Here is a 12,959-nt window from a genome sequence, read left to right as displayed (position 1 = left end):
TGTGAATGGAAGTTGGTTCATCAGCGGAAACATCGTACCCCCTTATCAACAACGGTCCGTATCGTGTAAAGTAAGGAAACAGGTTGTTAGAGGAGGGATTTCATGTTTATCGTCAATGTGGAAGGGGCCGTCTACAAGGACGGGCAATGGCTGATGATTACGCGCAGCCTTAAGGAAGAGCATGCGGGCGGAACACTCTCGTTACCGGGAGGCAAAGTGGACAGGGAAGGGCACACGCTGGATATTCTGGAGCGCACGGTGAAGCGGGAGCTTTACGAAGAAGTTGGCGTCGAGGTGAAGGAGAACGTCACGTACGTCTACAGCTCTTCTTTTGTAACGGACGATGACCGTCCTGTCATCAACATGGTGTTCTTGTGCGAGTACGATAAGGGGACGCCTTACAGCAAGAGCCCGGACGAGGTCGAGTCGGTACAGTGGATGACGCTGTCCGAAATCATGAATCATCCGAAGGCACCGCCGTGGACGAAGCAGAGTGTGCAAAGAGCGGAGGAGGCACAGCCCAAGCTAACTTAAGTATTTTTCTATGGAAAGAAGAATCCAACGAATTGGCGGTGTGGTAATGAACAACCTGTTGCAGGTTAGAGTCACTGGAATTTTGATTGAAGATGAACGTATTTTACTGGTCAAACAGAGCGTTTCGGCAGAACGTGGCTGGTCGCTTCCCGGAGGAAGGGTAGAGCAGGGGGAAACCCTGGAAGAAGCCATGGTTCGGGAAATGGTGGAGGAAACCGGACTGACCACCAAAGTGAAGAAACTTCTGTATCTATGTGATAAACCAGATTCATCGCCCTCACTGTTACATATTACTTTTTTGCTGGAACGTTTAGAGGGTGAGATCCGACTCCCATCGAACGAGTTCGATTCCAATCCCATAGGTGATGTGGTCTTGGTCCCAATCGCAGATTTAACAAGCTACGGGTTCTCCGACAAGTTTATGACGATCGTTCAGCACGGATTTCCGGAGTCCGGAAGCTATCAAGGGCGCAAGGGTAATATTGGATTGTAAAGGAGGCACTGGTTCCATGAAAAACGTATTTATTGTGCGGCATTGCAAAGCGGAGGGACAAGCTGCCGACGCTCCGTTAACCGGGCAGGGCGTTCAGCAAGCGCTTGAACTTGCGCAGTTTCTCTTGGATAAAGGGATTGATCATATTGTTTCGAGCCCTTACCGTAGAGCCTGCGATACGATAAAACCGTTGGCGGATCTCATTGGCGTGGAAGTTGTGATGGATGAGAGATTGACGGAGAGAATTCTATCGGGTCGCAATAAGCCTGCTTGGCGGGAGATGCTTCGCCGAACTTATGAAGATTTGGATATGTGTTATGAAGGCGGGGAATCAAGTCGTACAGCCATGCACCGCGCCGTTCGTGTAGTGGAGGAGATCCGGCAGAACTCCAGCCAGAATGCTGTCATCGTGTCGCATGGCAACCTGATCTCACTTCTGCTGAAGCATTACGATAACCGAATTGGATTCAGGGAGTGGGAGGGCTTGTCCAATCCTGATGTATACCGTCTTAGCTTTCTGCAAGATGCACCCGGCATACAACGAATATGGACCTCATGAAGGCTTGAAACAACTTATGTAAAAAAGAATTCATAAGCGTTTATTCCCTATATTTGACGATTGGTCGTCCACTATAATGGAGTTGCACAGATATCCAGCTTGCTCGCCTTGAGGTTTAAATTCTCATAACAAAGAATAAACGAAATGCAGACAAGCTGTGTGCATGGGTTCGCAACAACATTAGAGAGATTATGAAATAAAGGGGATACAAAAACATGGCCAAAACAAAACGGGGACGCGCACTCTGGAGTATGCCATCACGTGGCCGCGGCACATGCCCGGTATGCAGCACTTCTCGCATCAAGCTCCTCTACGTCGCCAACAAGTCGGACGGCACGGCGCTGAAGGTATGCAAGAGATGCCAGAATGCCGATCAGTCCAGAGTCGACGCTGCTGTCGTGTAAAGACGCGGTTCGTCGGTTAACTGCATGTGAATACGAAACTTGAGAAACGAGAGTCATGCAGCAGCCCGCTCCTTTATAACAATGGAGCGGGCTATTTCACGTTCTGTGAGGATCAGGCGTTACTGAAGGTTTACTTTGAAATTCGGATGGGTTAATATCTGATTTAATGAAACGTAAATTAGATGTTCGTCAAATTGTGTAGGGAGTGAACATATCCATGCAATTGGATAAGGTGGTTAGTTATCATAAGGCGCTTGCAGATCCGACGCGAATCAAAATGCTGATCCTGTTAGCCGAAGGCGAATTGAACGGACAGGTGCTGGCCGAGAAGATCGGCGTCACGCCGGCAACGATTACGCACCATGCAGCGAAGCTGCGGGAAGCGAGTCTGATTAAAGAGCGCAGGGATAAGAACACGATCTATTTTTCGCTAAACGATTATTTTATCGAAAATAGTGCAAGAGCGACGGAGAAATTGATCTATCAGAGAGTAAGGCCCGCAGGCGGTAGGGAGCGCTTGGAGGAAGACGATCAGCGGACGAGGGACGCTGTCGTGAAGAATTTTTTCACTTCCGATGGAAAGCTGAAGAGCATCCCTGCCCAGCTGAAGAAGAAACTCATCGTGCTTACGCATATGGTATCCCGACTTGAGAAGGGACGTAAGTACACCGAGAAGGAAATCAACGAGTTTATTCAGGGTTACCATGAGGACTTTGCGACTCTTCGCCGGGAGTTCATCATGCATCATTTCATGTTCAGGGATAATGGGGTATATGAGCTCAATCCGCAGGAGATGTGGGCACGGTGGGAGGATCTATCCTCATGAAAGAGGATTCGCCGCTATCGGAGCAACGGATAGAGGATGCTAAAGCGGGGGATTTTGAAGCTTACCGGATGATTGTCCATCAGTATTCCAACGCCCTGTTATCCGTTGCGTACAGTGTCCTGGGGGACTTCCACGAGGCGCAGGATGCCGTACAGGAGACGTTTTTAAAGTGCTACCGTAACCTGCATACGCTGAAAGATCCTGCCAAGCTTGGCAGCTGGCTATATGCGATTGCGCACCGGACCAGCCTCGATTTTGCCAAAAGAAGCAGGCGAACGCTCCCGCTGCACGAAACGGCTCCATCATCGGACAATATCACGCCGTGGCTGGAACAATATGTGATCCATGATTCCGTCTGGGGAGCCTTGCAGGAATTGGAGGAGAAGAGTAAATCCGTTGTCGTGCTGCATTATTTAAGCGAGTGGTCCATGAAAGAGATCGGACAGTTCCTTAACATGTCGGTATCTGCAGTTGAAAGCCGTATACGGCGTGCCAGAGAAGTTTTGAAACAGCATCTTGCCCGTGATTTCGAGCATTATTTCCATACCCATCGCCTGGGGAGGGATTTCGAGCAGCAGGTCTCGGAGCAAGTCCTTAAGCGAGCCGGTCATTTCTATATTCCAGTCACGGATAAGAGGCAGGCGACCGCATGGTTTATCCTCCATTTTCATCTGGAAACCAGCAGGCATGGAAATCCGGTACTGGAATCCGGACAGGAATTGTATTTGCTCGAATGTCAGCATCACTCACCGGCCAGCATGCCGGTACTCACGTTCGAAGTAGCGAGCGTTGGGCAGTTAGGGCACCAGCTGCATCAACAGGGGGTTAGAAGCGAGACGATCCGGGAGGATGATGTATTCGGCAAATGGCTGGCATTTTATGATCCTGATGGCAATAAGTATCTTGCGATTGAAAAACATGGATAAAAAATAGGGAATTCGTGACGGAATTGATCCGGTTCCATCGTCTATATATTGAAACCACATTGAACAAGAGGTGAATAGGATGACGACAGACAACCAATTAAACGAAGTGCCCAAGCTCCACTCCGTGAACAAGCCTTTGCTAAAGAAGGTTCATTGCAATTATCTCCCGGTAAGGAATCTTCCGCTGGCGGTAAAATGGTACTCTGAGCTCTTTGGCCTTACTGTGAGAAAATGCGACGATACGGGCGCTATCCTGATCCTAGGGGACGGACAGTGGCTATTCCTGCTGGAAACGCTCGATAACCGAACAGCCAACTTTGTAACCAACCAATGGGATGGGGAGAACTATGAGATGTTCTCGTTAACCTTCGAGGTCGAGAACATTACCGAGCTGCACAAACGGCTGCGGGAGAACGGGGCAGAGGTTGAGCCGCTGGTTGATCACGGTTCCTGCGGGTTGCAGTTCAAATTCAAGGATATGGACGGCAACAAGTTTAATGTTTGGCAGGATGCACCCACGAGCTGACGGATAGAAGACCGGAATGGATAGGCAAGCGCTGGCTTTCATAAGGCAGATGGCTTGCCTTTTTATGTTGTTAACGCGCCGGGTCATCTTTGCTGCTGGGTCTGGCGCCTCCTAATGTGACTCATAATCACGGGGCAAGCATCGTTATGTAGGTGGTAGTCTAATTCTCGGGCAACGTTTACAATAGGGGATATAGGGATTAAATGCCAAGTGAGGTGATTGGATGGAATTCTACCGCTGCATGAATCATCCCGAGAGGGAGGCCGTCGCTCAGTGCACACGCTGCGGGAAGCCACTGTGTCAGGAATGCCATAATCCGGAGACGGGCCGCTGCCGCTATCGCTGTGGTGAGATGAACTCCGCTCCCGGCATGCCGGGACGGCAAAGGAACGTATGGGTGACCGTGATCATCTCCATACTGGCCATCTTGGGCGGCCTTGCGCTGCTGCTGCTGACGATTTGCGGTGCAATCTTGTTTTCTTATTAAAAGAACGCTTGCCTATTTCCGGTTAGATTGCTTTTCCAATTCAAGTTTTTGATATCAAGGAGTGGACAGATGGAGTTTCCTGTTTATGTGTACCTGGGTTCTTGGCGGATTCATCCGCACGTGCTGTTTGAATCGCTGGCCTACTTTATTGGCTTCCGCGTGTATTTATGGACCCGCAGGCCAAGCGGCATGACGAAGCTGATGAGCCTGCAGATTCTGGCTGGAATTATTGCCGGCGCGGCCATTGGCTCCAAGCTGCTATTCTGGCTGGAGGATCCGGCCGCCACCTGGGAACAGCTGCGCCAATTCCATCTGCTGTGGGGAGGCAAGACGATTGTAGGCGGTCTTCTGGGCGGATTGATCGGCGTTGAGCTGACGAAGCGCTTGGTGGGATGGAAGCATTCCACGGGCGATGATTTTGTCTACCCGCTGATGCTGGGCCTGGGACTCGGACGGATCGGCTGTTTTCTGACCGGTCTGGATGACCATACCTATGGTACGCCGACGACCTGGTTCACGGGCGTGGATTTTGGTGACGGGGTTTATCGCCACCCGACTCAGCTGTATGAGATCCTGTTCCTGATCGTGCTGGCCTTGCTGCTGATTCCGCTGTACCGCCAAAGCCGCGGCAGATCCACTCGAGAGGGTTATGTGTCCGGGCGGATGTTTCAATGGTTCATGGCCGGGTATCTGCTGTTCCGCCTGGTGATCGACTGGATCAAGCCGACGCCGCATCCTTACCTGGGACTGAACAATATTCAATTAGCCTGCATCGCGGGCCTCATCTATTATGCATGGCTGATCGGCGGCAGAAATAGGTTTCGCCGTTCGATGCCGGGTTCCCAACTTCCAAGCTGACCAAAGGAGTCTTGATTATGCCAAAAAACCGGCCTTATCTGTATCATGAACTGACAAATAGCATATGCACGACCTGTTACCGAAAAGTGGAAGCCAAGATCATCGAGGAGAACGGCATGATATACATGCTCAAAAGATGCCTCGTTCACGGTCCGGAAAAAGTGCTGATCGCCACCGAGGCCGATTATTACCATCAGACGCGAAAGTTCATCAAGCCGTCCGAAATGCCGCTCGTTTGGAATACGCCGATCCGTTACGGCTGTCCTTACGATTGCGGACTCTGTCCGGACCATGAGCAGCATAGCTGTCTCACGCTGCTGGAGATCACGGATCACTGCAACCTGCAGTGCCCGATCTGCTTCGCGGAATCGTCGCCGCATCGCACGTCCTACAGGTCGCTTGCACAGATCGAATTCATGCTCGACCGGATCGTCGAGAACGAGGGGGAGCCCGACATCGTGCAGATCAGCGGCGGCGAGCCGACGACGCATCCGGATTTCTTCGACATCCTGGACATGTGCAAGAGCCGCCCCATCAAGCATATTATGGTGAACACGAACGGTATCCGCATTGCCCAGGACCGCGATTTTGCGCGGAGGCTCGCCGAATATATGCCCGGCTTCGAAATCTACCTGCAGTTCGACAGCTTTGAGGCGCATGTGCTGAAGGAGCTGAGAGGGGCCGACCTGCGGCGCATCCGCCAGCAGGCCATCGACCATCTGAATGAATTCAACATATCCACGACGCTGGTCGTCACGCTGAAGAAAGGCCTCAATGACGGCGAGATCGGAGATATTATTCAGTACGGACTTCAGCAAAAAGCGGTGCGCGGCGTGACTATTCAGCCGATTCAGGCAGCAGGCCGGCTGGAGGGGTATGATCCGGCAACCGACCGGCTGACCGTGAGCGAAGTCCGGCGGATGATCATCGATCAGTCCGAGGTGTTTACGGATGCTGACATTCTGCCGGTGCCTTGCCATCCGGATTGCCTCGCTATGGGCTACGCCTTGAAGCTGGGCGGGGAAGTGCTGCCGTTGACGCGGATGATCGACCCGGAAATCCTGCTCGAGGGCGACAGCAACACGATTGTGTTTGAGCAGGATCCGGTGATCCGGGGCAAAATGTTCGAGCTGCTGTCAACGGGCCATTCGCCGCAATCCTCGGCGCTTTCCCTGAAGAGCCTGCTCTGCTGTCTGCCGCTGGCCGCCGTACCGGAGCAGATTACCTATGACAACGTCTTCCGGGTCATTATCATGCAGTTCCTGGATGCCCATAACTTCGATGTCCGCTCCGTCAAGAAATCCTGCGTCCACATCATGCATCCCGACGGACGGATGATCCCGTTCGATACCTACAACATGTTCTACCGGGACGACAAGGAAGAGCTGCTGGAGGAGCTGAAGGCAGAGGTTGCCACGGCCTGGGACCGGTAAGCTGTTCTAAGGCAATGCACTCCATGCCTATGAAACGAAAAGTCGATCCGAGCTTACATAGGGAGGTGATACATTGTGCCGAACAATAGCCCTGAACCTGATAAGGTGTCTCCGTTTCAGTTGGATCAGAACATGAAGATTGATAACGCCGGAGCGGACGAACGGTTATGGTATTCCCCATTGGAGGAGCCGCTCCGAGTATCAGGCTTTGCCTGGCTCGACGTTGAACATAAATATCGCAGGCTGCCTACCGTACCTGATGTTTCCATAGTGCCGGAGGTGGATGCATTAGCGAACTGCACATCAGGCGGCCAGATCCGCTTCCGCACGAATTCGCGGAGCGTCTCGGTCCGCGTACGGCTGACCGCAGGATCCGGCATGTATCACATGCCGCCAACGGGGGAATGCGGCGTGGATGCGTATATCGGCGGGCCGGGTGAATGGAAACATGCAGGAACCGCCCGTTTCCAGCCAGGTCAGGCAGAGTATGAGAGCAGCCTTTTCACTGTCGTGGACCGCAAAGTACGCTCGTTCCTGCTCAACATGCCTTTATACCAGGGCGTCGAGGAGATATGGGTTGGACTTGAACCAGAAGCGGAGGTCTGGGCACCGGAATCCTATGATTCTTCCAAAAAAGTGATTGTATACGGAACCTCCATCACGCAAGGCGGATGCGCGTCGCGGCCCGGCATGTCGTACACGAATATCTTAAGCCGCAGGCTGCATCTGGAGTTTGTCAACCTGGGCTTCTCCGGGAACGGCAAGGGAGAGCCGGAGCTTGCCGAGCTGGCCGCCCAAATCTCGGAGCCTGCCTGTCTTGTGATTGATTATGAGGCGAATTGCGGGGGGACCGAAGCTTATCGGCAGACCTTGCAGCAGTATATCGAGACTTACCGGAAGTTCCATCCCGAGGTTCCCATCATCCTGGTATCCCGCATCCCTCATGGAGCCGAGTCATTTATGCCGGAGTTTCGCGAAGGACGGCTCGCGCGGAAAAAGTTTCAGAAGGAGCTCATTCAGGAACTGATTGAAGCCGGAGACCGTAACCTAACGTTTGTGGATGGATCGGATTGGTTAGGTGACGATCCCGGGGAGACGACCGTTGATGGGGTTCATCCGACCGACCTCGGCTTCAAGCTGATGGCGGATGGGCTTGAGCCTGTGCTAAGGCAAGCGATTGGCGATAAAGCCGCTGCAGCAGGGCGATCCAACAGTTAACCGTCCAAACGTTAGCGTGTCGGTGTATGTAGGTGTATGTATGGAGTTTCATTATCGCAATGAAACGTAGATATGGTGAATCATTAGGTTACAAAGTCCGTTCCTGGTTGGAACGGGCTTTTGTCCGTGCCCTTGTCTAATTCAAAAAGTTTTGATTGTTTGCCTAATAAATGGGATGTTATGATAACAAATAACTAATAACTAACCGATGATGCTAAAGGATGTGTGCAGCTTATGGCAGGAAAAGTTACGATGCAGCAAATTGCCGATCATCTCGGCCTTTCAAAGTTCGCAGTTTCTAAAGCGCTTTCAGGTAAATCCGGCGTCAGTCTGGAGACAAGGGAGAAAATCGTGAACGTCGCGACCCAGCTCGGCTATTTTGCCAACAAGTCGCCGAAGGCCGGAGGCAAGAAGAACGAAACTAACGCCAGCGGCATCCTTGCCGCAAGGGAGACCGTAATCGTGCTCGTTCCGAATGTCCGTTATCAGACACGTGATTCCCTGTATTGGGGACGAATTATCGATGGAATCACGAACGAGCTTGAGCTGAGGGAGACGGGAATGGTCATCGTGACCGACCAATTCAAGGACAGCTTTGCGAACCTGATTAATCCGAGCGGGGTGAGAGGCATCATTGGCGTCGGATTCATCTCGTCGCAGCTGCTCCTCGAAATCCGCAGTCTGGATATCCCCTTCGTATTGATCGATCATGAAGATCCGCTGATTCCGTCAGACTCCCTGTTCATGAACAATGTGGAGTGCATGAGACGGGTAACCAATTACTTGACGGGGTGCGGGCATCGAAAGCTTCAGTTCGTGGGCAACATCCGGTTTTCGCGCAGCTTCACCGACCGGTATCAAGGGTACCTCTCCGTTCTCGGCGAGCAGGGGATCCCGCTGAATCAGAACGAGGAGCTGCTTAGCTTCGAAGGGGACAACCGCTCCGAAATGACGGAGGCGCTGGAGATGATTATAAGTCGGATGGATGAGCTGCCGACCGCCTTTGTGTGCGCCAACGACTCCATTGCCATCTGCATTATGACGGTCCTTGGCAAGCTGGGTACCAAAGTGCCTGCCGATTGCTCGGTTACCGGCTTTGACAACATTGAGGATGCGGCTTTTGCGACCCCGTCGCTGAGCACCATTCACGTCAACAAGGAGGCGTTCGGACGCAGGGCGGTGGAGATGCTGATGAGACGGGTGGAGCAGCCGGATAGTCCGCTGGAAAAAATACTGCTTGCCGGCGACTTCATCCTCCGCGAATCCACGGCTTATGCCAAGAAGGTCGATTGAGATGAATATGCGCGGCTGCATTGCCCGTCTATGGAAAGAGCGGCCGGCCGGGCGTCTGGACCGGAAGCTGTTTGTAGTCTTTTTGTTTCTGATCATCCTGCCGATCGGACTCATCACGTATTTTGCGGCAGAACGCTATTCGGCCACCATCGAGAATAATACGGTCGCCTACGTGTCCCAGCTGTCGAGCAAAATGATGGGCAAGCTGGACGATTACGTGACCGATATGATGAAAATTTCGATCATTCCCTCGTACCTCAATGAAATTCAGTCAGGGCTTGAGCTGTCGAATCGGCATTACCAGGCGGAAGGGCAGCCGAAGGAATCGGATAGCGTGAACGAGAGCGAGCTGAAGCTCCAGATCACGCGCAAGGTCGAGCGGAGCATCTATTTCATGAACAACATAAAGGAAGGCACGAGTAACGTGTATCTGTTCGACCTTTTCGGCAACCCGTACTACGTGGTCAAAAGCGGCGGAAACCGCTCGAATCTGCAGCAGTACTATGACAACTGGCGCAAGCTCGCCACGGCGGCCGGCGGCCGGCCCGTGCTGGTCAGCACGCAGGAGATCGCCGTGTCCGCCGGCAGCAAGCAGTATATGTTCACGGTCGTCCGCGACATTATCGATAAATCGTATCATTCTATCGGCACTATTGTTGTGGACGCCAACATCGGCGTGATCGAGAACATCGTCACCGACCTAGAGGAAACGACGCACGGCACTACCTTCATCCTGGACGACAACGGGACCGTGATCTATGACAGCGAGAAGAAATATCTGTCCCGCAGCATGACCGATAATGAAGCGCTTGCCCTGGCGACCGGTAACGAAGGAAGCTTTCGGCTTGACGTTGGCGGCGAGCAGCAGCTGGTCGTTTACCGGAAATCCGAGCAGACGGGCTGGCTGATCCTGATTACGGTGCCGGAGCGTCAGCTGATGCAGGATGCGCTTAAGACCCGCAAGATTACGATCGCTGCGGCTGTCGGCGTTATCAGCTTTGCCCTCATCATTTCCCTGATTCTGATTTATGCGCTGACCAGACCGCTGCGGTCCATCGTCCATCTGATGAAGCAGGTGCAGACCGGCAAGCTGGATGTGGTGTTCCCGGTCCGAAGGCGCGACGAAGCATCGCTGATCGGGGTTTCGTTCAACCGGATGATGGCACGCATCAAACAGCTTATTGATGATATTTACACAATCGAGAAGCGGAAGAAGGAGGCGGAACTGGAGCGTCTACAGCACCAGATCAATCCGCATTTTATCTACAACACGCTGGAGACGATCCGGATGACGGCCGTCCTTCATGATGATCATGAGGTGGGGGATATGGTTCAGCTGTTAGGCCAGCAGCTCCGTTACAGCATTCATGCCGGCAGCGAGGTCGTGGAGGTGAAGCACGAGTGGGAGCATGTCAAAGCCTACATCGAGCTGCTCAATTACCGATACGGCGAGCGGTTCATGCTGACATTGCCGGATGATCCGGCAGCTAATTCCATCAAGGTGATGAAGCTGCTGTTTCAACCGATTATCGAGAATGCCGTCAATCATGGCTTTGACGAGAACACACCCGCGCTCCATCTGACCATTACCTATGCCATGGATGGCACGGACCATGTTTTTACCGTAACGGATGACGGGCTGGGCATGTCGGCAGAAGCGCTTGACAGGCTGCGCCGCGTGCTGGATCAGGGGCAGCCTCAAAGCACGGACGGCCGGGGGGTCGGGCTGCGCAATGTGCATGAGAGACTTCAGCTCCGTTACGGCAGACCTTACGGCCTTGCCGTAGACAGCGAGGAAGGGCAGGGCACTTCCGTTCGGATTACCTTTCCCGCGGACCATACAGAAGAACCGAGAACAGGAGGACTTGCGAATGCTTAACATTGCAGTGGTGGATGATGAGGAACGGATCAGGTTAGGGCTGGGCAAGCTCATACAGGATGCAGGCGAGCAGTACCGCGTCGTGGGGACGTTCGCAAGCGGTCAGGAGCTGCTGGATCAATGGCATGAGCTGCAGCTCGACCTGGTTATTACCGATATCAAAATGCCGCAAATGAACGGGCTCCAGCTGATGGCGAATATCAAGCAGATGGCCTGCCATACCAAATTCGCTGTTCTGAGCGGTTATAACGATTTCGAATATGCCCGGACCGCCATGCGGCAGGGAGCCCTGGAGTATTTGCTCAAGCCGGTCAACATGAAAGAACTGCTTCGCATGCTGGAGAACGTTGACGAGCTGGTCAAGGGCGAGCAGAACGAGCGCAAGCTGGAGTCGGACGATCTGGCGAGCTTCCTGTTAGGCGCGGATCAGCGAAAAATGCCGGAGCATTTGTTCGAGGAAGTCTGCGACCGACTGGATCAGCAGGCGCTGTTCCACGGATATTATGCGGTCGTCCTGCTTCGCACATTCCCGGAAATCGCGGAGGAGAGGCTGCTTGAATGGACATCGGCTTGGGGGGCTGAGCGGAAAATTATCGACTGCGAAGGGGGACGGCAGGCGATCCTGGTGTCCATTGCAGAGTCCAGCCATGCGAATATCGTAAGGGAATGGGCTGCGATGCTCCTGCAGCAGCTTCCCGCGGGCACATCGGCGAATGCAGGCATCAGCGGCGTGTTCAGTGGCAGCCGATGGCTGCCGCAGGCCTATAGGGAAGCCGCGAGCGTGCTGGAGCAGGCTTGGTACAGCAACGAAAGACGCTGCTGTGGGGGGGAAGACAGACAGCCGGTTTCGAAGGAAGAGCGCTACCGGCTTGTCCGTTCGCTGGATAAGCTGCTGCTTCCGGCATTGCGTGCCGGCGAGTATGCGCGCTTGCCGGCGGCGCTGCGGGCATGGCTGGATGAGACGGCTTCCCTGCAGCCGGGCTGGTCCGAGCTGAGAGAGGTTTGTTTTGCCCTGGAGTCATATGTGGCGGAAGAGATGAAGCAGCGGGGCATCCCGGCCGGGGATGTGGATTGGAACCTGGAGCCGGGGAACAGCGAGAATTGGCGCTCCTTCGCGGGCCGACTGAAGACCGCTGTGGAGCAGGCTGCCGGGCTTCTGGATCAAGGGAAGAACGAGCATCGGGCCGTGGAGACGATCAAAGCTCATATTCAGCGGCATTATACCGAGGAAATGGAGCTGCAGCACCTCGCCGATCTGGTCTATTTGACCCCGAGTTACTTGAGCAAGCTGTTCAAAACCGAGACGGGGGAGACGATTACCGACTATTGCATCGCCGTGCGGATCGAGCATGCCAAGCGGCTGCTGAAGGAGGATCACGGGCTCAAGACATATATGGTCGGCGAACGCGTGGGTTACCCGGACCCGGCTTATTTTAATAAAGTATTCAAAAAAATGACGGGGAAAACACCAAAGGAGTACCGCGATTTTGTTAGGTGACTGTTATCTAAATTGAGGACAATAA

General features: G+C 53.4%; 14 protein-coding genes. All 14 read left to right on the top strand.

What is annotated here, in order from left to right; all coding sequences use genetic code 11:
* The first annotated feature begins 102 nt into the window (after positions 1-102).
* The 14 genes from DP091_RS24760 to DP091_RS24695 all read left to right on the top strand — a co-directional run bounded on the left by DP091_RS24760 (position 103) and on the right by DP091_RS24695 (position 12,934).
* A complete protein-coding gene (locus DP091_RS24760; protein WP_113060753.1) occupies positions 103-534 on the top strand; it encodes an NUDIX hydrolase in 432 nt (143 codons plus the stop codon).
* A 46-nt stretch (positions 535-580) separates the two neighbouring features.
* Positions 581-1,027, top strand: a complete 447-nt coding sequence (locus DP091_RS24755) for an NUDIX hydrolase (protein ID WP_113060798.1) — start codon at positions 581-583, stop codon at positions 1,025-1,027.
* Positions 1,028-1,043: 16 nt separating this feature from the next.
* Entirely contained in the window at positions 1,044-1,586 is a 543-nt protein-coding gene (locus tag DP091_RS24750) for a histidine phosphatase family protein (RefSeq protein ID WP_113060752.1), read from the top strand.
* Positions 1,587-1,801: 215 nt separating this feature from the next.
* Positions 1,802-1,990 carry a hypothetical protein gene (locus DP091_RS32050; RefSeq protein WP_074961888.1) on the top strand — a complete coding sequence of 63 codons (189 nt, stop codon included), beginning with the start codon at positions 1,802-1,804 and terminating at the stop codon, positions 1,988-1,990.
* A gap of 217 nt (positions 1,991-2,207) precedes the next feature.
* Positions 2,208-2,816: a DUF2087 domain-containing protein gene (locus tag DP091_RS24740; protein WP_113060751.1), complete on the top strand. Its 609-nt coding sequence runs from the start codon at positions 2,208-2,210 to the stop codon at positions 2,814-2,816.
* Positions 2,813-3,742 (top strand): sigma-70 family RNA polymerase sigma factor, encoded by a 930-nt coding sequence (locus DP091_RS24735; RefSeq protein WP_113060750.1) that lies wholly within the window; start codon positions 2,813-2,815, stop codon positions 3,740-3,742. Before DP091_RS24740 ends, DP091_RS24735 begins: the two co-directional genes overlap by 4 nt.
* Positions 3,743-3,821: 79 nt before the next feature.
* The gene (locus tag DP091_RS24730) at positions 3,822-4,268 is read left to right on the top strand and encodes a VOC family protein (protein WP_113060749.1); all 447 of its coding nucleotides are present in this window, start codon (positions 3,822-3,824) and stop codon (positions 4,266-4,268) included.
* A 223-nt stretch (positions 4,269-4,491) separates the two neighbouring features.
* Positions 4,492-4,755, top strand: a complete 264-nt coding sequence (locus tag DP091_RS24725) for a B-box zinc finger protein (RefSeq protein ID WP_113060748.1) — start codon at positions 4,492-4,494, stop codon at positions 4,753-4,755.
* A 69-nt stretch (positions 4,756-4,824) separates the two neighbouring features.
* Positions 4,825-5,613: a prolipoprotein diacylglyceryl transferase family protein gene (locus DP091_RS24720; RefSeq protein WP_113060747.1), complete on the top strand. Its 789-nt coding sequence runs from the start codon at positions 4,825-4,827 to the stop codon at positions 5,611-5,613.
* 17 nt (positions 5,614-5,630) lie between these two features.
* Complete coding sequence (locus tag DP091_RS24715) at positions 5,631-7,046, top strand: radical SAM protein (RefSeq protein ID WP_113060746.1); 1,416 nt, start codon at positions 5,631-5,633, stop codon at positions 7,044-7,046.
* Between the two features lie 72 nt (positions 7,047-7,118).
* Positions 7,119-8,264 carry an SGNH/GDSL hydrolase family protein gene (locus tag DP091_RS24710; protein ID WP_373456950.1) on the top strand — a complete coding sequence of 382 codons (1,146 nt, stop codon included), beginning with the start codon at positions 7,119-7,121 and terminating at the stop codon, positions 8,262-8,264.
* 234 nt (positions 8,265-8,498) lie between these two features.
* Positions 8,499-9,557 carry a LacI family DNA-binding transcriptional regulator gene (locus DP091_RS24705; protein ID WP_113060745.1) on the top strand — a complete coding sequence of 353 codons (1,059 nt, stop codon included), beginning with the start codon at positions 8,499-8,501 and terminating at the stop codon, positions 9,555-9,557.
* Between the two features lies 1 nt (position 9,558).
* The gene (locus DP091_RS24700; protein ID WP_113060744.1) at positions 9,559-11,436 is read left to right on the top strand and encodes a sensor histidine kinase; all 1,878 of its coding nucleotides are present in this window, start codon (positions 9,559-9,561) and stop codon (positions 11,434-11,436) included.
* Positions 11,429-12,934, top strand: coding sequence for a response regulator (locus DP091_RS24695; RefSeq protein ID WP_113060743.1), 1,506 nt, complete (start codon positions 11,429-11,431; stop codon positions 12,932-12,934). The genes DP091_RS24700 and DP091_RS24695 overlap by 8 nt, the downstream gene beginning before the upstream one ends.
* Positions 12,935-12,959 lie beyond the last annotated feature (25 nt).

Source organism: Paenibacillus sp. MDMC362 (genome assembly GCF_003269305.1).
GTDB lineage: Bacteria > Bacillota > Bacilli > Paenibacillales > Paenibacillaceae > Paenibacillus_AQ.
The sequence above is the reverse complement of the archived record's forward strand: the minus strand, read 5'-3'. Positions and strand labels throughout refer to the sequence as shown.